A 20,458-nucleotide genomic window follows, 5' to 3' on the forward strand; every position below is an offset into this window, starting at 1 on the left:
TGCAACAATTTATCAGCGAACTGTTTTTTCGCCTTGATTCGGATAGTTTATGAAGTTTGAAAAGTTAGCGCAGTCGGGTCGTGCCCGACGTGGCCGCCTTAGTTTAGAACATGGTGTCGTAGAAACACCTGTGTTTATGCCTGTTGGTACTTACGGTACAGTTAAGGGCATGCTGCCACGCGATATTGAAGAAATTCAAGCGCAAATCATCTTAGGCAATACCTTCCATCTCTATTTACGTCCTGGCCTTGATGTCATAAAAGAACATGGTGGTTTACATGAGTTTATCAAATGGGATAAACCTATTCTGACTGACTCTGGTGGCTTCCAAGTATTTAGTTTGGGTGCAATGCGTAAAATCAAAGAAGAAGGTGTGACTTTCCGTTCTCCAATTGATGGTTCAAAAGTATTTTTATCACCTGAAATTTCAATGGAAATTCAACGTGTACTCAATTCAGATATCGTCATGATCTTTGATGAATGTACTCCCTATCCTGCAACACATGAAGAAGCACAAAAGTCATTACAATTATCTTTACGCTGGGCAAAACGTTGTAAAACAGCGCATGAAGAAAATGGTAACCCCAATGCACTATTCGGTATCATTCAAGGTGGGATGTACGAAGACTTACGTGATGAGTCTTTAAATGGCTTACTTGAAGTTGGCTTTGATGGCTATGCGATTGGTGGCTTATCTGTAGGCGAACCTAAAGAAGAAATGCTCAAAGTATTGGACTATTTACCTGCTAAAATGCCGGAGGATAAACCTCGCTATTTAATGGGTGTTGGTAAACCAGAAGATATTGTTGAAGCGATCCGTCGTGGCGTAGATATGTTCGACTGTGTAATGCCTACACGTAATGCACGTAATGGCCATTATTTTGTGACTGATGGTTTGGTACGTATTCGTAACAGTCAGTATCGTCATGACCAAAACCCACTTGATCCGCACTGTGATTGTTATACCTGTAAGAACTTCACACGAGCATATTTATTCCATTTAGAGAAGTGTGGAGAAATGTTAGGCTCTATGTTGGGTACAATTCATAATTTACGTTATTACCAACGTTTTACTCAACAAATTCGTGATGCCTTAGACAATGGGACTTTTGATGACTTCGTGACTGATTTTTATCAACGTCGTGGATTAGAAGTTCCACCTTGTCCTGAAGATGAACAATGACAGTATTTGCGCTGTCTCTCAAGACAAGGTAAATTGCAAAACAAATTGATTTAAATGTCAGCTGAAACGACAACCCACTTTTAACTTTAGGATATAACCATGAGTTTATTTATTTCAACTGCCCATGCTGCAGATGCAACTGCACAAGGTCCAGGTATGATGGCAAACTTATTGATGATTGCTGTTTTTGTTGCAATTTTCTACTTTTTAATCTGGCGCCCTCAATCAAAGCGTGCCAAAGAGCATCGTTCTTTGATTGAAAGCCTAGGTGAAGGCAGTGAAGTCGTTTTCGCTGGTGGACTAATGGGTCGTATCATCAAGCTTGAAGGTGATTTTGCTGTGATTGAACTTAGTCGTGGCAATGAAGTAAAAATCCAACGTGCTAGTGTTATTTCAGTCTTACCTGAAGGTACACTCAACAATCTCTAATCATAAATCAGTCGTGTGAGAGCACGACTTTTTTTTAATTTTAAGAAGAAAGCAAATGCGTTATCCGGCATGGAAATATTTACTGATCTTGGTTGTTCTCGTGATCAGTACAATATATGCACTGCCTAGTTTGTATCCTGATGAGCCTGCGGTTCAAATCTCTGGTGCCAAAGCTGGTACTACCATTGACCAAAGCGTGATACAAAAGGCAGAGCAAATATTAAATAGTGAGAAAATAGCAACTCACGACAACAGTTTTAACAATAACGCCGCTTTACTCCGCTTAGGTTCTACAACTGATCAGCTTAAAGCACAAGAAGCGTTACGTGTTGGGCTTGGGGACACCTATGTTGTGGCATTGAACTTGGCACCAACCACACCTGAATGGTTGCAAAAAATTGGCGCCAAACCAATGAAACTCGGCTTAGACTTACGTGGTGGGGTACATTTCCTACTCGAAGTTGATATGAACAAAGCCATCGCACAGCGTATGGAAACCTCAGCAACTGATTTACGTCGTCAATTGCGAGAGAACAAACTAAAATTTAATAATTTAACGCTTAGCAACAACGTCATCACTCTGCAATTTGCCAACAATGAAGACCGTAGTGCAGCAGCAGATTTTTTACGTAGCAACGGTGGTAATCAGTTTAACCAACAGTCTTTGGCAACTGAAAATGGGCCAATTTTAAAACTTACTTATAGTGATACTAAAACACAGGAAATTCAGTCTGGCGCACTTAGCCAAAACTTAATGACCTTACGTAATCGTATTAACGAATTAGGTGTATCTGAGGCAGTTGTACAAACTCAAGGTAGCAACCGTATTGTGGTTGAACTTCCTGGTGTACAAGATACTGCAGCAGCAAAACGTGTTTTAGGCCGTACTGCGAATCTTGAATTCCGTATGGTTTCTGATCTTAATGATCAAGTGATTGATCCATATACTGGAAAACCGACAGGTACTTTACCTGCTGGTACTGAAGCATTTGCATTAGATTCTCTAGACAGTGGTAGACAAATTCTACTTAACCGTACTCGAATCTTAACTGGTGAACGCGTTCAAGGTGCTTCAACCACTTACGAGCAACAAAGTGGCCAACCACAGGTCTCTGTCAATCTAGACAGTGCTGGTGGTAAGCTAATGGCTGATGCAACACGTAGTGCCATTGGTAAACGTATGGCAGTACTATTCATTGAGAGTAAACAAAAAATTTCTTCAATTACTGACCCTGAAACAGGTGAAATTGTTGAAGTTCGTACGCCATATACCGAATCTGTAGTCATTAGTGCTGCAACGATTAAAGATGTACTAGGTTCAAACTTTGTCATCAATGGTATGTCAGTACAAGAATCCAATGAATTGGCTTTAATGCTACGTGCCGGTGCTTTAGCTGCACCAATGTACTTCGTTGAAGAACGTGTTATTGGTCCAAGTCTAGGTCAAGAAAATATCGACAAAGGCCTATTATCTACTCAAGTCGGGTTCATCTTAGTTGCACTTTGGATGGTGGTATTCTTCCGCCTATTTGGTGTGATCGCAAACTTTGCCTTAGTACTTAACCTTGCAATGATCTTGACAATTATGTCTTGGTTAGGCGCATCACTCACCTTACCGGGTATTGCCGGGATCGTGATTACCATTGGTATGGCTGTCGATGCCAACGTACTCATCTGTGAACGAATACGTGAGGAAATAAAATGGGGAGCCTCGCCTAAACAAGCAATTGTTGCTGGTTATGATCGAGCTTATAACACCATCTTTGACTCCAACTTAACCACAATGTTAGTTGCTGCTATTTTGTTCTTAATTGGTACTGGTCCGATTAAAGGTTTTGCCGTCACTTTGATGATCGGTATCATGTGCTCAATGTTTACGGCTATTACCGTTACTCGAGGCATTGTACAAATCATCTATGGCAAAAAACGTAACTTGAAAAAGTTGAGCATATAGGAGATCAATAATGACAGATATGACTCAACAACCGAAAAAGTATGGTCGTCATGATAACGATCATGTCATTAACTTTTTGAAAATTGCTGCTCCTGCAGCCATCATTTCAATTCTTTTGACTGTTGGTAGTTTATTTTTCTTGTTCAGTAAAAATCTTAACTTAGGTTTAGACTTTACAGGTGGTATCTCAGCTGAGCTTAACTATCAACAAGCTGCAAACCAAGCAGATGTCATTGCTGCGCTAGATAAAGCCGGTTTTAAAGATGCAGTTGTACAAACACTAGGTACTCAAAAAGACCTTTTAGTACGTATGCCAGTACAAGCAGACTTAAAAGTTGAAGACTTAAACAACAGCATTACGACAGCAGTACAATTACCAAATAACCCTGCCAAAGTTCATAAAGTGGACTCGGTTGGTGGTCAGGTAGGTAATGAGTTGTACTTGCGTTCTGCAGGTGCTGTTGCACTGGCATTAATCCTAATGCTGGTTTACGTCACAATTCGCTTTGAGTTTAAATTAGCAATTGGTGCAGTATTGTCACTCTTTCACGATATTATCGTCATTCTCGGCTTCTTTGCACTCATGCAATGGCCATTTGACTTGACGGTTATGGCGGCAATTTTAGCAATCATTGGTTTCTCATTGAACGATAACATTGTTGTTTCGGATCGTATCCGTGAAAACTTCCGTAAAATCCGTGGGGCGAGTCCTGCAGAGATTGTGAATATCTCGTTGACTGAAACATTACGTCGTACCATTCATACATCTATGACTTTACTCTTAGTTGTACTTTCTATGATGTTCCTTGGTGGTGAGGGTCTTAAATGGTTCTCTGTTGCAATGTTTATTGGTGTATTTGTGGGGACTTACTCTTCAATCTACATTGGTACAACCTTTGCACTATGGCGTGGTCTAAACCGTCAAGATTTCATTGTACAAGTTAAACCTGAATTTGAAGAAGAAATACCTTAAGCTTCTCATTCAAAGTAAAAAGCCGATCATTTGATCGGCTTTTTACTTTGCTCATAATTAAATCCAAACTAGCATATGTGCCATATAGACTGATTTTTCATCAGGTCTTGCAAAGCAGAAAAATCCTTAAAATGAGCTAAGATCATTTTTTCTTGTTCTAACAATTGCTTAAGCTGTGCTTTTTTTCGTTCATGTTGTGCATAAACATCTTCAATCTTACGCTGTTTCTTTGATGCGCTTATTTGCTCATCCCAATTGAAACTCTGAATTAAATGCGTAATCTTCGCTTCAATCTGTTCAAGTTGTAATTCTAACGTGATGTTATGCGATCTAATCAATTGATCTGCTACTGGTCTAGCCTTCTGCCCAACCTCAACTTGAAATTGTACTAAGTTAACTAAATCCTTGGCCTCATAAGCTTGATTGACCTGCTGCAATAATTCAGTTTTTATCTGTTTTTTTTGTTCATCTTGCTCTCGATCGGGATGGATCTCTGCCGCAATTCGATGATAAATATGCTTCATAGATTGATTGGCATTTTTTCTTGCTAGAATACGTTGTTGTAATTTTTTCTCTACCCTCGCCTTTTCACGCATCATCTCTCGCTCAAACAGCTGTTGCTCCTGTACTGCAAAGGGATGGCTCGGCTCAATATATTCGATATCTTTCATTTTTCTAGAAAATTTCATTATAAAATCGTCTAGCCCCAGATAAGAAAAATCAAAAAAATCCTCCTTCAATTCATACTTATCACTGAGTAATAGTTTTAACTGCTCTAATTCATTTTTTAAATACTGTTCTATTTCAGAATCCTGAGCTACATTCAGATCATCTGAGCTGCCGTGTTGATCATGTTGCACAGAGGAGTGTACCTGAGCTCTGCTGCTGTTCTGATCACCGTAATAACCCAACTCATTTAACAATGCCACCAGCTGGTTATTTTGCTGTTCAGTGATTTTCTTTGAATCTATAAGTGGCTGCGCCAATTGAACAATTTTTTCATTAAGTTTAAGCAATTGTGCTTTAGTAATTTTTTTATTTCTCTGCCTCACTAAGACCTGTATTTTTTCCAGAGAAATAATACGTAATTTATCAAATATAGGCCAAATTTCTTGTCTTACTCGCAGTTGAATATCTTGTTGAGCTTGCGACCATTGTTGCAATACGCTTGTTTGCTGCTCAATTTGTTGTTTTAAATGCTGAAACTTCTTTTGCTGAGCCGAGACTTTAACCTCACTCACTTTGCTTTTAAGCTGTAATTGCATAGCCATCATCTACCACGTTTAACAGTCATCATGACTCAAATGCAAAGTGATATCATGTTCATCCATGCTGTACAAGTTGCAGTTGTGGAAATGCAAAACCTTTACAACTCAATTGGCTTCGCCAAGCCACTGTCAGCATACAGCCACCGAGTTGATAGTGTTGATAAGCAAAAGTACCCAAGGCTGTATGTTGACATACCCCGCCTGTATGCTCCACGTGAACCCTTGTATTTATATCTTTCAATGGCATACGAATCCCCATCCCAGAGGCTTTTAATATTGCTTCTTTGGTTGTCCAAATTTTAAACCACAATACAGGATCTTGCTCATGATCTTGCCATAACTGATACTCATCATCATGAAAAGCATGTTGAGCCAAATGATCAAAACGAACTGAGCGATCAAGATCTTCAACATCAACACCTATGTCTTGTTGCTGCCATGAGCTGGCCAAGACGTAGTGCTTATGGCTATGCGATTGGTTAAATGCAAAATTAAGATGCTCTTTGAGATAAGGCTTGCCCCATGGAGTCTTTAAAAAATCTTGCTCTGTTAGAGGCTGCTTTAATTGCGTACTCAATAACTGATGTTTAATCTGTAAAATTTGCTCTTTACGTAAAATTAAAGCTTGCTGGCGTGCTGCCAAAGTCTGATCGGTGGTCACGCGATTTGGCAATACCACCACATCAATGGCTATTTTTCTTATCTCTTTACTCAACCGATATTATCCTCATCACAGTACATTAAAAAAACCTAACACAAGGTTAGGTTTCTTATTAAAGCATGTTTAGCATTAATTAGGATTAACGCTTAAATTTCTTCTCAGCCTTTTTAAATTTTTGTACATAGCGACGACGACGTGCAGCTGTACGCTCATCCACTTGTGATTTACGTCCTTCAAATGGGTTTTCAGCTGTTTTAAAATCAATCTTCACAGGTGTACCTTCAAGTTTATATACTTTACGGAACACATTCTCCAAATAACGACGATAATCCGCTGGTGTTTTATCTACCTTATTACCATGGATTACAATTGTTGGTGGATTTTGCCCACCCATATGCGCATAACGCATTTTAATACGACGCCCTTGAACCATAGGCGGTTGATGCGCTTCAGTTGCATCATTTAAAATCTGCGTTAAACGTGAAGGTGAAACTTTTAAATTTGAAGATTCATATGCACGGTGAATAGATGGATACAAATCACCTACCCCAGTACCATGTAAAGCCGAAATTAAGTGGATTTTTGCCCAAGGAATAAAGTCAAAACGACGTTCAACATCGAGTTTACATTGTTTGCGGTCATATTCACTCATGTTATCCCATTTGTTAATGGCGATCACCATGGCACGACCAGCTTCAAGTGCATAGCCAATTAAGTGTAGGTCTTGCTCAACAATCCCTTCACGTGCATCAATTACCACCACCACAACATGTGCATCACGCATTGCCTGCAAGGTCTTCACAATCGAGAACTTCTCGATCATTTCATCCACCTTACCTTTACGGCGTACACCCGCTGTATCAATTAAAGTGTACTTACGTTCATTACGCTCATAAGGAATATATACCGAGTCACGTGTTGTCCCAGGCATATCAAATACCACAACACGTTCTTCACCAAGTAAGCGATTGACTAAGGTAGACTTACCTACGTTAGGGCGACCAATAACAGCTAAACGTAGACCCGTTTCTTGATCGTGTAAGTCTGCATCTTCATCTTCAGGAATGTCAGCGAGCACATCTTCAAGCATTTGTGCTACACCACGACCATGACTCGCAGCAACCTGCAACGGCTCACCTAAACCAAGTTTATAAAACTCAACAATAGCCGCTTCAGCATGTACACCATCAACTTTATTGGCAACCAAATAAACTTTTTTGCCTAATGTACGAAGTTCACGTGCAATTTGCTCATCAGATGCCAACAAACCAGCACGAGCATCTACAACAAAGATAATCAAATCTGCTTCGTTAATTGCAGTTTTTGATTGCTCTGCCATATAAGCATCAATACCAGCTTCACTTTCACCAATACCACCAGTATCAACAACGATAAATGATTTATTTTGGAAAGTTGCATCACCATATTTACGATCGCGGGTTAAACCAGCAAAGTCAGCAACAAGTGCATCACGACTCTTCGTAATCTGATTAAATAATGTTGATTTGCCTACGTTGGGACGACCAATGAGCGCAATAACGGGTTTCATAAAATAACCTTTATCAAGCGTGCTTGAATTTCAAAAGCAGAAAAATAACAAGATGATGCAAAATCTAATCTGTGCTCACAATCACTGCAATCACAATCAGGTCTTTCAAGACCCAAGCACATGATGTCGTCACAATCGTTCTGTCGTTTCAACAATAGATATCTATAAACGAAAATACGGGGATTGAATAAAATATATTCAAACTCCCCGATCATATTCTTTGCATCCAGTTTCAGATGCTTAGTGTAACATAAGCCTAGCTTAAAATTAACGGTTTTGCCAAATGCTCATTGCACCTTTACGCGTACTTACGAGTAGTTGATTATCTACTACGCGTAATACACGTACATCACCACTGGTGCTTGAACGTCCTAACAGTTGACCATTATTTACATCAAGTAAATGTAATACACCATCTAAATCACCAACGACCACATGATTACCTAAAACCACTGGATTGCTTAATTGGCGATTGAGCAGCTGATCATTATCCCAAACTTTTTCACCACTGAACAAATCGAAGGCTAAAACCTTGCCATCTATCGTGGAAACAAAAACTTTGCCTTCGTGTACTGCTGGGCTTGCAACACTACTGGCATCCTGACTCCAAATAACGCGTTGAGTTGTTAGATCAGTAACAGTAACCTGCCCTTGGAAACTTGTTGTCACCATAAACTGGCCCACAACTACAGGATCAGCAGCAATATCAACTAAACGTTGTACATCAGAACGACCTTCACTTACTGCGACACGCTGTTGCATGCGTGGCACCCCAGTCAAACTGTCAATCGCGTAGACATAACCATTTGATGTGCCAATAGCGACTGTACGAGCATCAACAGGTACAGGAGCAGCTTGTGCACGTAAGCTTAATGGAGTATGTGGCAATTTATAAGTCCACGCCACTTGACCATTTTCTACATCAAAAGCAAAAACGGTACTGTCATTTGCAACTAAAATAGCACGGCCGTTATAAATCAGTGCTGGACTTAACAAAGCACCTGAAGCCTGAGCTTTCCACTTTTGTTCGCCTGTTGCTTGATCTAATGCAAAGACTTCACCTTTGCTATTACCCACAACAACTACACCAGCTGCAGCTTCTGCACCAGAAGTAATACCCTGTTTACTGACACGTTTTTCCCAAAGACGCTGCTTTCCTTTGTAAGCACTCACTACGCCCTTTGGATCAGGAAGGAAATAGACTCCTTGATCAATTGCCAATTGTAAACGCAGTGGATCTTGACTACTTGTTGAAGACACACTTTGACTAAATACGGGTGCTAAACCAATGGATTGCTGTAGTTTTGGCAGCGGATTCGGTTTAATTTTTTCTTCTTTAACCTTGTTACTTGAACAGCCAAATAATGCAGCTGATAAAATTGCTAAGGCAAAAGGAATAACAATTTTTTTATTCATTAAGACTCATCCACTTGTGGCTGTATGATTGGGAGTTCCACATCTGGGTTATCAACCAAAACACCAACACTTTGCAGTTTAATTTGTAAAAGTTGACGCTCTTGTTTGCTTTCTACCAACGTATTCCACGCATTTTGATAATATTTTTTAGCATTTACAGTATCATTTTTGGCAACAAAGATATCACCACGTGCTTCATCAACTGTTGCTTTAAAAGCAGGTAAAGTCACTTTATCTAAAGTTTTCAAAGCTACATCGTATTTTTTCTGTGCTGATTGAGCATCAGCCAAGCCAATACGTACCACCGCCATGAGACCTTCATCTGCAAGTGTAGAACTTTCTACTTTATTTAACTCACGCTCTGCACCAGCATAATCCGCTTTTTCATAAGCAAGTTGAGCCATGACCAATTGTGATTGTAATGCTTGTACTGAGTTTGGATCTTCTTTAACAATATTGTCGGCTTTAGCTGCAAGTGCGGCGAATGCTTTTTTATCATCACCCACACTTGGAGCTTCATCCATTAATTGTTGAACCTTGGCAGTTTGCATCTGCCCCTTAGCAGCATTGTTTTTTGTCCAATACTGCCAACCGAACAGAGCAATCAGCGCAATTAAAATGCCGCTCACCAATTTAGAGCCATATTTTTGAAAAAATGACTTTAAACTGTTGAGTTGTTCTTCTTCTGTCATTGCGCTCATATGATCTAAACCCTTATGTTTCTGATTCTCAAATTATTGTGTAGCAAATTTTTCAATAAAAAACGGTACAATATCTGCAACAGCAACTTGATGCTGATCAGCTGTCGCCAAAGTTTTTACTGACAATTGCTTTGTTTCCCATTCACGTTCACCTAAAATCAAGGCATAAACTGCACCTGATTGATCAGCTTTTTTCATCTGACTTTTCATTGAACCCAATGAACCGACTTTAATACGAATTGGACTTGCTGCATTTTCTAACTGATCACGCATTGACTCAGCGAATACCAATGCTTGACCTTGTAAGTTTTGTTCCGCAACCAAAAAGACTTCACACTCTCGTACTGGATCTGTATTCTCAAGCAATTCCAATAACAGTAACAAGCGCTCAATACCCATTGCAAAACCAACAGCAGGTACAGATTGATCTGGTTTCCCTTTCAGCTGACCAACCAAACCATCATAGCGACCACCAGCACATACTGTACCTTGTGAACCTAAATGCGTTGTTGTCCATTCAAAGACTGTTTTGTTGTAGTAATCTAAACCACGTACCAATTTTTGGTTAATAACAAACTCTACACCAGCATCAGTTAAATACTTTTGCAACTGATTAAAATGCTGCATAGTATCGGCTTGCATAAAATCATGTAATTTTGGTGCATTCTCTAAAATTTTCTGCGTATGAGCATCTTTAGAATCTAAAATTCGTAATGGGTTAGTGCTTAAACGACGCTTTGAATCTTCATCAAGTTGATCTTGGTGTTTATTTAAAAACTCAACCAAAGCACTACGATATGCATTACGCTCATCAAGCTCACCCAATGTGTTAAGTTCTAAACGAACTTTATCTGACACGCCCATGCGTTTCCAAAGACGTGCCGTTAATAAAATGAGTTCAGCATCCATATCAGGAGTTGCCACACCAAAGGTTTCTACACCAAATTGATGGAACTGACGATAACGACCTTTTTGTGGTTTTTCATAACGGAACATTGGACCGTTATACCAAACACGAGGTGTCGCACCACGTAATAAATTATGTTCAAGCATAGCGCGAACACAACCAGCAGTTCCTTCAGGACGAAGTGTTAATGACTCAGGAGGATTACCTTTATCTAAGAAGGTATACATCTCTTTTTCAACGATATCAGTTGCATCGCCAATAGAACGCTTGAATAGATGTGTTTGTTCAACAATCGGCAAACGAATTTGTTGGTAGCCATAAGCATCCATTAATGATGCTAAGTGCTGTTCTAGGCGTCTCCAAGCAGCTGTTTGCGTTGGGAGAATATCATTAAAACCTTTGATTGCGACAATTGAACTCATGATGAACTACGAATGATCTCTTTAGATTTAGCTTCTTCAAGCACTTTAACACGCTGACGTACCATAGTTTCGATCTCATCAACAAGTTGCTTGGTGTCAATTAAATGGCTTTTTTCACCATTATGGTATACCAACGAACGTGGACTAGCACCCACCACCCCAATATCTGCTTCCTTAGCTTCGCCAGGGCCATTGACCTTACAGCCAATAACAGATACATCCATTGGTGTACGTACATCTTCTAAACGCTCTTCAAGTTGTTGCATCACCTGAATGACGTTAAATTCTTGCCGTGAACAACTTGGGCAAGCGATAAAGTTAATCCCATTTGAGCGTAAACTCAATGATTTCAAAATATCAAAACCAATTTTAACTTCATCTTCTGGCTCTGCTGCTAAGGAAATACGCATCGTATCGCCAATGCCTTCCATTAACAAGCCACCTAGAGCAATGGCTGATTTTACTGTACCAGTACGGTAAATTCCTGCCTCAGTCACCCCTAAATGTAGTGGGTTGTCTACCTGTTTTGACAGCAGTCTGTAGGCATCCATAGTTAAAAACACATTAGATGCTTTAACAGATATTTTAAACTCATGAAAATTCAAACGATCCAAAATATCAATATGGCGTAATGCAGACTCTAGTAGTGCCTGCCCTGTTGGCTCACCATATTTCATTTGTAAATCTTTTTCCAATGAGCCCGCATTTACCCCAATACGCATTGAAATATCATGATGCTTCGCCGCAGCAACCACTTCACGAATTTTAGCTTCAGAACCAATGTTGCCTGGATTAATTCGTAAACAATCCACACCTAATTCAGCAACTTTTAAAGCAATTTTATAGTCAAAGTGAATATCTGCAACTAACGGTACAGCAACACGTTTGCGAATTTCACCAAACGCCTCTGCAGCCTGCATCGTTGGTACTGAAATGCGCATAATATCCGCACCAGCATCTACACAACGTTCAATTTGCGCTACAGTCGCGTCCACATCACATGTCTCTGTATTCGTCATGCTTTGGATACTGATTGGCGCATCACCGCCTACATAAACAGAACCCACACGTATTTTACGGGTTGGGCGGCGTTTAATCGGATTTTCAATCATGTTCCTACTCGACTTCAACTAATTAACGGGATAAACGGAAGTCTGCCTTACCATTTACCGTATATGATGACAATGAAATTTGCTCATCATTTAAGCTCAAACTCACAGCTGTTGCATCATCCAAACGAATATGGAACGGCGAACTACCATTTAAGCTTAACTTATCTGCTTGACGTCCTGTTGCTAAAACTTTTCCTGTTCCATCCACAATATGAACTGAAGTTGGACGGTTAAAATTGAGAACCAACTGATCACCACTACTGGCAGGTGCAGTCGTTGTTGAACCTTCTGTAACAACTTGCATGGCATTATTTTGCCCAGCAACATCCGTTGCAACTTTTTTCTTCGCAGACCATTTTTGCACCGCAACAATAGCGGCCCAAGCAACAATAAGTACTACGATAGCGATTAAAATACGCTTTAACCATTTACGGTTACGATCACTATTAGAACCAGGTAACTTACCCATAATTTTAATTGGTGAATCATCTAATGCTTTGTTAGGTAACAACCCAGTATCATTCTGATAAATTTCATCAAACCGTTGGATAATTGCCGTTGCATCAACACCTAAATATTTGGCGTAATTACGATAATACCCTTTAATGAAGGTTGCTTCTGGCAAGCTGGTATATTGATCTTGCTCCAAAGCCTCTAAACTTTTTTCAGAGATTTTTAAATCTACGGAAACATCCTCAAGATTTTTAGATTGAGAGATTCGAACTTGACGCAAGTACTCGCCAGGACGTTGTATATTTCCTAAAGCATTAGGTGCTACGTTTGAACCAGTAGGTTGCTGTGAATTAGGATTTACTTCCATACGGCCTCAGTGCTGTGCTGCAATTGTAAATAGTGTTGATATTCTTGACTCTTAGGATACAAACTCTGCAATTGAGTGAGCTGAGTTTGCATACCGACTAAATCTCCATTTGCTCGTGCAATACGAGCCCCCAACCAGAGCACACGTGCACTTGATGGAGTTTGCCCCTGCTTACGAAGAAATTGTTCATAGCTTTGGCCTGCAGCACTGAACTTTCGCTGCAAATAATAAATTTCACTTAACTCTAACACTGAAGTGAGAGAATCGCGATGCACAGAAAGCGCTTGTTGAAAACTTTTTTCTGCATCATCTAACTTGCCTAAGCTTAAATAAACTTGACCCAAGTTTTCAAGTGCTCGATAACGCTGATCGTAGCCTAGTGTAGCACCAGCAATTTTTAATTGTTTAATTGCTTCATCATTGCGTTGCATTTGATGTAAATAACTTGCGTAATTATTGCGCACCTGAGCATTTTCAGGCTCAGACTTTAATGCACGTTTAAAGTATTGCTCCGCTTTCTCTAAACTGATTGGGCTCGCTTCTTGTTGTAATAACACGCCCATCATCATATTAGCTCCAGCATCTTTTGCATCATAATGCAAAGCTTGATCTAGCGTGCGTTTTGCTGCATCTAGATCACCACTTCGAATATACTCAGCCGCCAGTTGAGTCCGCACTTGGACTGCTCGCTCAGGATCTTGTTGTACTAAACGATTTGAAGATGAAGTTTGACAACCTTGTATCCAGCCCACCATCAAGCAAAATAAGCTGATCGTAATGGTATTTTGATACGGATTAGTCAAGATAAGCTCCCTAACGCTCTGGATCGCCAGTCACTCGAACGATCATATTTTTTTCTTCTACTTTTTTCTTCCACTGAGCCGCACGACGAGTACGATCGGCAACCTGTCCAACAAGCTGGCCGCATGCTGCATCAATGTCATCACCTCGTGTCTGACGGATCGTACACACAAATCCAGCATCGGACAAAGTCTTTTGAAATGCCATAATCCGATTTCGACTAGAACGACCATAAGGTGCATGTGGAAATGGATTAAATGGAATTAAGTTAATTTTACTTGGTAAATTCTTTAATAATTTCAGCATTTGCTGTGCATGTTCTGGTTGATCATTCACACCATCTAACATGACATATTCAATAGTGACATGTTTACGTGCGCTTTCATTACCATCTTTTGCAATATAACGCTGACATGCTGAAATGAGTTCAGCAAGAGGATATTTTTTATTAATTGGTACTAGTTCATTACGTAATTCATCATTTGGTGCATGTAAAGAGATCGCTAAAGCTACATCAATATCTTTGGCCAATTGATCAATTTTAGGTACTACACCTGAGGTTGACAAAGTTACACGGCGTTTTGACATACCATATGCGAAATCATCTAACATGATCTGCATCGAACTCAGTACTGCATCATAATTCAACAAGGGCTCGCCCATACCCATCATCACAACGTTAGTGACAGTACGTTCACGCTCAGCTATCACAACATCTTCCATGTATGAATAATTCGCCACCCAAAGCTGGCCAATAATCTCATCAGGAGTCAAATCACGTTGAAAGCCCTGCTTACCCGTTGAACAAAATGAGCAATCTAAAGCACAACCTACTTGCGATGAAATACAAAGGGTTTTACGTGCACCCGTCTTATCATCAGCAGGAATAAGTACGGTCTCTACCAAAGAGCCAGCACCATCTCCTACACGAAAGACCCATTTACGTGTGCCATCTTTAGAATAATTACGATGCACCACTTCTGGAACACGAATTTCACAAATTTGTTCTAGTTTTGCGCGCAACTTACCAGAGATATTGGTCATTTCAGCAAAATCAGTGACAAAAAACTGATGTATCCACTTCATGATCTGACCGGCGCGGAATTTCTTCTCTCCCTGCTCTACAAAGAACTGCTCGAGTTCGCTGCGAGACATGCCCATCAAATTGATTTTTGAAGATGTTTTAGATGCAACGCTTGGTGATGGTGACGTGTGCTCATCGAGTTGCGCGGATGGCCTAACCATTTCAGCATTCATGGGGATTACCTAAACTCTATCGATTTGGGAGATGACAGGACAATACAGCATATTTTACAGAGAAGAAAAAACCAAATAAGGAGTATAACACTTATTTGGTTTTTCTAAGGCTCGATTAACGAGTACGTGGGCAAACTTCAGTTTGAGCGAAGAAGTAGTTTACTTCACGATCAGCAGATGCAACTGAGTCAGAACCATGAGCAGCATTTTCATCAATGCTTACAGCGAAGTCTGCACGAATTGTACCAGCAGCAGCTTCTTTAGGGTTAGTTGCACCTAAGATATCACGGTGAGCAAGAACTGCATTTTCACCTTCAAGAACAGATACAACAACAGGACCAGAAGTCATGAATGCTACGAGGTCTGCAAAGAAACCACGTTCTTTGTGTTCAGCATAGAAACCTTCAGCTTCAGCTTTAGACAAATGTTTCATTTTAGTTGCTACAATTTTAAGACCCGCTTTTTCAAAACGAGCAAAAATATCACCAATGTGGTTTTTTGCTACAGCATCAGGTTTTACGATAGACAAAGTACGTTCGATAGCCATTTTTGGCTCCTTGCATTTTAACGTCAAAATTTCGCGCATTATACAGAATTAATGCATGATGATCAGTGTTGATTGGAGAAAAATTTGAGTTTTTTACCAAAAATTAACGAACTTCATCAATCCAAGCCATTTGAATCGCTTCGAGCAAACCTTCTGAGGATTTTTCAGGATCATCCTCAAAATCGGCCAAGGCACAGACCCAAGCATGTAAGTCAGTAAAACGAACCCACTGCGGATCAACATCGCTATGTGCTTCGCTCAACTCAATTGCGATATCAATACTATCGCTCCAACGTAATCCCATAATGCACCTTTTCAATAGCTAACAACTAAGCGTACTCACTTTAACAAATTAGCTATCAAACATCATCTTGTATCGTCACATCAAAGCGTTAAAGTTCAATTTGCAGTGCTGATGCAGTTAATAAAATTCCTCCTGCAACAGTAGCACCAATCAGTGCACCAACAATGACATCTGAAGGATAATGCAATCCCAAAATCATTCTTGATAAAGCCACTAAAACAGTAAATGGCACCATAAACACCAACAATGCTGGCATAGCTGAACCTATAACGATAGTTGCCATGACCGCATGTAAAGTATGACCAGATGGAAAACTAAAGTGATCTAATGGTCGCTCACCTAAAACAATCACCTGATGAACTTGATAAGGTCGAGGTCGTGTCGTTTTTTGCTTTAATACCTTATAAATTACACTTCCAACAGAGCCACCAACCAACATAAATCCTATTTTAGGGCTATAATCCAAGCCTTTTGTTGCCCATAAACCTAACAGCATGGCAGACCAAAATCCACCATCCCCCATGCGACTAACCCCTTTAAAAAAACGTGCTATTGGTTGTCTATTAGAAAGATTATTAAGATAAATACAACCCTTAAGGTCTAAATCAAGTATTTTAGTTTTTGCTTCATTGATCATCGTATTACTCCGCTAACATTATTATTGTTTCGCTACTGATCTTGCGATGTCTAATTCAATTATCGGCAGCTCTGAACCACCTCATACAATGCCTGCTCAAATTGTTGTACAGGATACTGCCAACCAGCATGACGAGTGGCTTCTAGTGCATGCCTCCCCATTCTTTGTAACACGAGTCGTTCTGGTAAATGATAAAGTGCTTGCTTAAAGCTCATTTCATCACCTTTTTCAACTAGCCAACCACTTAAACCATTAACCACATATTGTTGGGCACAAGCATAATCAAAAGCAACTACAGGTAAAGCACTGGCCATTGCCTCTAACACCACATTACCAAAAGTTTCTACTTGACTAGCAAAAACAAACACATCTGCACTTGCATAAGCACTGGTTAATGCATCACCACTTAATGCACCTGTAAATATAATACTTTCTGCACTAGCCATTTGAGTTAAATAACGGTGATCTGGCCCATCACCAACCACGACAAGTATGACTTTTTTACCTTGTTGACGCATATCTTGATAAGCATCAATAATTGTACCGACTTGCTTTTCTGGAGATAGACGTCCCACATATAGCATCACTGTACAATCCGGTGTAGCTCCCCACTTTTCACGTAACTTTTCTGAGCGATGTACAATGGAGAAACGTTGTGTATCTACACCACGTCCAACCACACACAATTTACAGTTCACACCGAATGAGCGAAGTGCGCTCTCCGTTTCTCTGTTAGGAACACAAGTTAATTGTGTACTGTTATGAAACCAACGTAAATAGCGTTGTATAGGTTTAACCAAAAAAGCCAAGTCAAAAAAACGACTCATATCTTGAAATGGAGAATGGAATCCACTTGATACGGGCAGATTCAACTGTTTAGCACTTTGTAAGGCACTTAAACCTAATGGGCCTTCAGTCACAATATGAACAATATCTGAGGAAAACTCTTGAATTGCTTGGCGCACTTTTAAAAACTGTGGCCAACCAAATTGTAAACTTGCATATTTTGGAATCGACTGCGCTTTAACAGTACAGGTTTTATTCGGCTCAAACTCACGACAGTCCTGCAATTGCTCAGGACGAATCAATAAAATTTTATGACCTAATTTTTGTAAACCTTTACATAATTGTAGTAGGGATAAGGCAACACCATTAATTTCAGGTGGCCATGTCTCCGTCACGATTGCCACACGCAACCGAGGGCGGACAAGTTCTTCTAAGGTATTTTTTTTAGCAATGCGTTGATTATTATTGGTCTGCTCAAAAAACGCTTTAAAATTGTCACGAAAATTCGGCGACCAATCATAATCTAAATCTGCATAGGGATGTGTCATTAGCTTACCCTTTAAGCGAGTTTTAGTATTAGATTAGTCTTGGAATCTTTCACTTTAATGCTATTTACATGACAATTTTCTTAATGCAGCTTTCACTTTACTAAATGTTTCTTCGACGCAATATGCTCAAGCTTTTTAAGTACCTCTGCCACAGCGACCATAGCAAAGCTAGAAGTGACTACAACAGCGGAACCGTAGCCACCGCAGCGTAATCCTGCACTTGGACAAACATTAGCACTCGAAAAGGGATTATCAATCGAGTAAATGCACAAAATACCAAACTTTTCTTTTGGTTTTTTACAAATCCCTTTGCTTCTTAATTGACTACGTAACTTGGCAAGCATTGGATCTTGCTCAGTTTTGGACAAATCTGCGACACGAATTTTAAGTGGATCTAACTTACCCCCTGCTCCACCAGAAACAATCAATGGAATGCGATGAAAACGGCAGTGCAACATTAAGGCAAGTTTAGCCTTTACATCATCTATACAGTCCAAAATAAGGTCTGGTTGAGAAGCTAAAAGCTCAGCAACATTCTCAGGGCTCAGATAATCATCAATTAAATTAATTTGTATACGTGGATTAATTTGTCGACAGCGCTCCGCCATAACCGCTATTTTTTCTTGTCCCAATGTTGAGCTTAGAGCAGGTAATTGACGATTAATATTTGAAGCAGCAACAACATCCATATCAACCAAAGTTAATTGTCCAACGCCACTGCGTGCCAAAGCCTCTACAGCCCAAGACCCCACTCCACCAATACCAATCACCATAACATGGCTATTTTCATATTGATTAAAGGCTTGATCACCATAAATTTTTGCTACACCAGCAAAACGGCGTTCATACTCTTGGTCAGGGGCTAACTCGCTCATTATATCTCTAAAGTCAAATCACATAGGCGCATTCTAACAAAAAGCCTAGCCAATAAGCAGATCAAAACGAAGGACAAAATTTACTTTTTAAATTTCAATCCATTCAAATAGTTATAAAAAAATAGAGTTTTATTGTTTGCAATATGCTTGACTAATCAAGCATATTGCAAATATTATAAGCACAATCACTAATAAGAGGACAGCTTATGTCTAAGATCGATTTTTTAATCATGCATGTACATCTAGGAAGCTTAGTAACGAAGAAATTTGATCTACGTTTGAGCACACATGGTATTAATTTTACTGAGTTCATGCTGATGTACCATCTAAATGCTGCGCAAAATCAAACACTCAGTCGTATCGCATTGGCAGATAAAGTTGCCTTGTCAGCTTCAGGAGTAACTCGTGTACTACAACCAATGGAAAAGATTGGTCTAACTGAAAGACATAGTAACCCACGAGACGCACGTCAGAGTTTGGTAAGTTTGAGTAAAACTGGACAAGGAATTTTCCAAGATGCCTTAGTCAGTGTTGAAGAAACAGCTAATGACATTCAGTCCTTACTGAGTACAGATGAAATTGCCACTTTAATGCACATACTGCAAAAGCTAAAACTCTAGACTAGCGTTCATGTAAGTCTTATCCCCAATTGAACCTACACCTCAATTGGGAACATTATTTTCTATAGTTGAGCATCTATCTAATTTGGCTTTTGTGTTAGTCCTTTGATACCACGTAGTGTCAGCACTAATCCCACCATCAAACTCAAACCAATAAAGAACATATAGAGCATATGACTCCCAGTATCCTTTTGATTAGCTTGACTAATTGCGGTTGCAAGCTCATGAGCAGACGTTGCTCCTGAGTTTTGTGCTTTGGTCATAGCAACAAAACCAACATCAGTTTTACATCGATCAATCAACGTTGCAGATTGTGCGCCATATTGGGCCTGTAATGCATTTTCACAGCTCTGCTGATCTTGCACACTAATACTTGGTTTTGAGGTCATCCAATATAATCCTGCGCCAACACACAGAAAAATAATCCCAATTATTAAAGCTGCTTTTGGATTTAAATTGTTCATTTTTGAGTTCACTTTATTTGGAATACTTAAAACTAACACATTGGCATAAAAGCTAAAATGTTCAAATGTACTCAATCATGGGTAAGATGGGTCATGATTTTATCCGATGGAGCGTAAAACCTCATCGTTCAGGGTGAGGATATAAGTGACTGGCGTAAGCCATATGACACATTTCGTCGCTTAACCTTATGCTATAAAGCTTTTGGTATATTAAATTGCTATAA

21 protein-coding genes are annotated in these 20,458 nt (G+C 39.7%); 5 read left to right on the forward strand and 16 right to left on the reverse strand.

Annotated elements, in window-relative coordinates:
• The first annotated feature begins 49 nt into the window (after positions 1–49).
• From tgt to secF, 4 genes are all read left to right on the forward strand, one after another.
• Positions 50–1,183, forward strand: coding sequence for a tRNA guanosine(34) transglycosylase Tgt (gene tgt, locus RFH42_RS08085; RefSeq protein WP_308975086.1), 1,134 nt, complete (start codon positions 50–52; stop codon positions 1,181–1,183).
• A gap of 99 nt (positions 1,184–1,282) precedes the next feature.
• On the forward strand, positions 1,283–1,612 hold the full coding sequence (yajC, locus tag RFH42_RS08090; RefSeq protein ID WP_016657513.1) for a preprotein translocase subunit YajC: 330 nt from the start codon (positions 1,283–1,285) through the stop codon (positions 1,610–1,612).
• Between the two features lie 55 nt (positions 1,613–1,667).
• Positions 1,668–3,566, forward strand: coding sequence for a protein translocase subunit SecD (secD, locus tag RFH42_RS08095; protein ID WP_308975088.1), 1,899 nt, complete (start codon positions 1,668–1,670; stop codon positions 3,564–3,566).
• Between the two features lie 7 nt (positions 3,567–3,573).
• On the forward strand, positions 3,574–4,539 hold the full coding sequence (secF, locus tag RFH42_RS08100) for a protein translocase subunit SecF (protein WP_308975114.1): 966 nt from the start codon (positions 3,574–3,576) through the stop codon (positions 4,537–4,539).
• A gap of 68 nt (positions 4,540–4,607) precedes the next feature.
• Here secF and RFH42_RS08105 read toward each other — a convergent pair whose 3' ends face one another.
• The 15 genes from RFH42_RS08105 to RFH42_RS08175 all read right to left on the reverse strand — a co-directional run bounded on the left by RFH42_RS08105 (position 4,608) and on the right by RFH42_RS08175 (position 19,150).
• Positions 4,608–5,810 (reverse strand): hypothetical protein, encoded by a 1,203-nt coding sequence (locus RFH42_RS08105; protein WP_308975089.1) that lies wholly within the window; start codon positions 5,808–5,810, stop codon positions 4,608–4,610.
• 52 nt (positions 5,811–5,862) lie between these two features.
• Positions 5,863–6,522, reverse strand: a complete 660-nt coding sequence (locus tag RFH42_RS08110; RefSeq protein WP_308975091.1) for a 4'-phosphopantetheinyl transferase family protein — start codon at positions 6,520–6,522, stop codon at positions 5,863–5,865.
• 85 nt (positions 6,523–6,607) lie between these two features.
• The gene (der, locus tag RFH42_RS08115) at positions 6,608–8,017 is read right to left on the reverse strand and encodes a ribosome biogenesis GTPase Der (RefSeq protein ID WP_308975093.1); all 1,410 of its coding nucleotides are present in this window, start codon (positions 8,015–8,017) and stop codon (positions 6,608–6,610) included.
• A gap of 267 nt (positions 8,018–8,284) precedes the next feature.
• The gene (gene bamB / locus RFH42_RS08120) at positions 8,285–9,433 is read right to left on the reverse strand and encodes an outer membrane protein assembly factor BamB (RefSeq protein WP_308975094.1); all 1,149 of its coding nucleotides are present in this window, start codon (positions 9,431–9,433) and stop codon (positions 8,285–8,287) included.
• Complete coding sequence (locus RFH42_RS08125) at positions 9,433–10,134, reverse strand: YfgM family protein (protein WP_308975095.1); 702 nt, start codon at positions 10,132–10,134, stop codon at positions 9,433–9,435. The genes bamB and RFH42_RS08125 overlap by 1 nt, the downstream gene beginning before the upstream one ends.
• 33 nt (positions 10,135–10,167) lie before the next feature.
• Positions 10,168–11,463 (reverse strand): histidine--tRNA ligase, encoded by a 1,296-nt coding sequence (gene hisS / locus RFH42_RS08130; protein WP_308975096.1) that lies wholly within the window; start codon positions 11,461–11,463, stop codon positions 10,168–10,170.
• The gene (gene ispG / locus RFH42_RS08135; protein ID WP_308975097.1) at positions 11,460–12,575 is read right to left on the reverse strand and encodes a flavodoxin-dependent (E)-4-hydroxy-3-methylbut-2-enyl-diphosphate synthase; all 1,116 of its coding nucleotides are present in this window, start codon (positions 12,573–12,575) and stop codon (positions 11,460–11,462) included. The genes hisS and ispG overlap by 4 nt, the downstream gene beginning before the upstream one ends.
• 22 nt (positions 12,576–12,597) lie before the next feature.
• Positions 12,598–13,395, reverse strand: coding sequence for a helix-turn-helix domain-containing protein (locus tag RFH42_RS08140; protein ID WP_308975099.1), 798 nt, complete (start codon positions 13,393–13,395; stop codon positions 12,598–12,600).
• Positions 13,386–14,150, reverse strand: coding sequence for a type IV pilus biogenesis/stability protein PilW (pilW, locus tag RFH42_RS08145; protein ID WP_308975116.1), 765 nt, complete (start codon positions 14,148–14,150; stop codon positions 13,386–13,388). Before pilW ends, RFH42_RS08140 begins: the two co-directional genes overlap by 10 nt.
• 58 nt (positions 14,151–14,208) lie before the next feature.
• Positions 14,209–15,453 carry a 23S rRNA (adenine(2503)-C(2))-methyltransferase RlmN gene (gene rlmN / locus RFH42_RS08150; protein ID WP_308975100.1) on the reverse strand — a complete coding sequence of 415 codons (1,245 nt, stop codon included), beginning with the start codon at positions 15,451–15,453 and terminating at the stop codon, positions 14,209–14,211.
• Positions 15,454–15,568: 115 nt separating this feature from the next.
• Complete coding sequence (gene ndk / locus RFH42_RS08155; RefSeq protein ID WP_308975101.1) at positions 15,569–16,000, reverse strand: nucleoside-diphosphate kinase; 432 nt, start codon at positions 15,998–16,000, stop codon at positions 15,569–15,571.
• A gap of 103 nt (positions 16,001–16,103) precedes the next feature.
• Positions 16,104–16,304, reverse strand: coding sequence for a Fe-S cluster assembly protein IscX (iscX, locus tag RFH42_RS08160; protein ID WP_016657527.1), 201 nt, complete (start codon positions 16,302–16,304; stop codon positions 16,104–16,106).
• 88 nt (positions 16,305–16,392) lie between these two features.
• A complete protein-coding gene (locus RFH42_RS08165; protein ID WP_308975102.1) occupies positions 16,393–16,941 on the reverse strand; it encodes a phosphatase PAP2 family protein in 549 nt (182 codons plus the stop codon).
• Between the two features lie 59 nt (positions 16,942–17,000).
• A complete protein-coding gene (locus tag RFH42_RS08170; protein ID WP_308975103.1) occupies positions 17,001–18,275 on the reverse strand; it encodes a glycosyltransferase family 4 protein in 1,275 nt (424 codons plus the stop codon).
• A 92-nt stretch (positions 18,276–18,367) separates the two neighbouring features.
• Complete coding sequence (locus RFH42_RS08175) at positions 18,368–19,150, reverse strand: tRNA threonylcarbamoyladenosine dehydratase (RefSeq protein WP_308975104.1); 783 nt, start codon at positions 19,148–19,150, stop codon at positions 18,368–18,370.
• A 206-nt stretch (positions 19,151–19,356) separates the two neighbouring features.
• Here RFH42_RS08175 and RFH42_RS08180 point away from each other — a divergent pair, with 206 nt between their 5' ends.
• Positions 19,357–19,770 (forward strand): MarR family winged helix-turn-helix transcriptional regulator, encoded by a 414-nt coding sequence (locus tag RFH42_RS08180; RefSeq protein WP_308975105.1) that lies wholly within the window; start codon positions 19,357–19,359, stop codon positions 19,768–19,770.
• Positions 19,771–19,850: 80 nt separating this feature from the next.
• Here RFH42_RS08180 and RFH42_RS08185 read toward each other — a convergent pair whose 3' ends face one another.
• Entirely contained in the window at positions 19,851–20,234 is a 384-nt protein-coding gene (locus tag RFH42_RS08185) for a hypothetical protein (RefSeq protein WP_308975107.1), read from the reverse strand.
• Positions 20,235–20,458 lie beyond the last annotated feature (224 nt).

Origin of the sequence: Acinetobacter rudis, assembly GCF_031157835.1 — a bacterium.
GTDB lineage: Bacteria > Pseudomonadota > Gammaproteobacteria > Pseudomonadales > Moraxellaceae > Acinetobacter > Acinetobacter rudis_A.

What these genes read in the sequence shown, in the direction of transcription:
- pilW (WP_308975116.1), bottom strand. Translation starts at nt 14,150, where the DNA reads ATGGTGGGCTGGATACAAGGTTGTCAAACTTCATCTTCAAATCGTTTA.
- secD (WP_308975088.1), top strand. Translation starts at nt 1,668, where the DNA reads ATGCGTTATCCGGCATGGAAATATTTACTGATCTTGGTTGTTCTCGTG.
- yajC (WP_016657513.1), top strand. Translation starts at nt 1,283, where the DNA reads ATGAGTTTATTTATTTCAACTGCCCATGCTGCAGATGCAACTGCACAA.
- iscX (WP_016657527.1), bottom strand. Translation starts at nt 16,304, where the DNA reads ATGGGATTACGTTGGAGCGATAGTATTGATATCGCAATTGAGTTGAGC.
- hisS (WP_308975096.1), bottom strand. Translation starts at nt 11,463, where the DNA reads ATGAGTTCAATTGTCGCAATCAAAGGTTTTAATGATATTCTCCCAACG.
- RFH42_RS08125 (WP_308975095.1), bottom strand. Translation starts at nt 10,134, where the DNA reads ATGAGCGCAATGACAGAAGAAGAACAACTCAACAGTTTAAAGTCATTT.
- RFH42_RS08165 (WP_308975102.1), bottom strand. Translation starts at nt 16,941, where the DNA reads ATGATCAATGAAGCAAAAACTAAAATACTTGATTTAGACCTTAAGGGT.
- tgt (WP_308975086.1), top strand. Translation starts at nt 50, where the DNA reads ATGAAGTTTGAAAAGTTAGCGCAGTCGGGTCGTGCCCGACGTGGCCGC.
- RFH42_RS08170 (WP_308975103.1), bottom strand. Translation starts at nt 18,275, where the DNA reads ATGACACATCCCTATGCAGATTTAGATTATGATTGGTCGCCGAATTTT.
- ndk (WP_308975101.1), bottom strand. Translation starts at nt 16,000, where the DNA reads ATGGCTATCGAACGTACTTTGTCTATCGTAAAACCTGATGCTGTAGCA.
- der (WP_308975093.1), bottom strand. Translation starts at nt 8,017, where the DNA reads ATGAAACCCGTTATTGCGCTCATTGGTCGTCCCAACGTAGGCAAATCA.
- RFH42_RS08180 (WP_308975105.1), top strand. Translation starts at nt 19,357, where the DNA reads ATGTCTAAGATCGATTTTTTAATCATGCATGTACATCTAGGAAGCTTA.
- rlmN (WP_308975100.1), bottom strand. Translation starts at nt 15,453, where the DNA reads ATGAATGCTGAAATGGTTAGGCCATCCGCGCAACTCGATGAGCACACG.
- RFH42_RS08140 (WP_308975099.1), bottom strand. Translation starts at nt 13,395, where the DNA reads ATGGAAGTAAATCCTAATTCACAGCAACCTACTGGTTCAAACGTAGCA.
- ispG (WP_308975097.1), bottom strand. Translation starts at nt 12,575, where the DNA reads ATGATTGAAAATCCGATTAAACGCCGCCCAACCCGTAAAATACGTGTG.
- RFH42_RS08105 (WP_308975089.1), bottom strand. Translation starts at nt 5,810, where the DNA reads ATGGCTATGCAATTACAGCTTAAAAGCAAAGTGAGTGAGGTTAAAGTC.
- RFH42_RS08175 (WP_308975104.1), bottom strand. Translation starts at nt 19,150, where the DNA reads ATGAGCGAGTTAGCCCCTGACCAAGAGTATGAACGCCGTTTTGCTGGT.
- bamB (WP_308975094.1), bottom strand. Translation starts at nt 9,433, where the DNA reads ATGAATAAAAAAATTGTTATTCCTTTTGCCTTAGCAATTTTATCAGCT.
- RFH42_RS08185 (WP_308975107.1), bottom strand. Translation starts at nt 20,234, where the DNA reads ATGAACAATTTAAATCCAAAAGCAGCTTTAATAATTGGGATTATTTTT.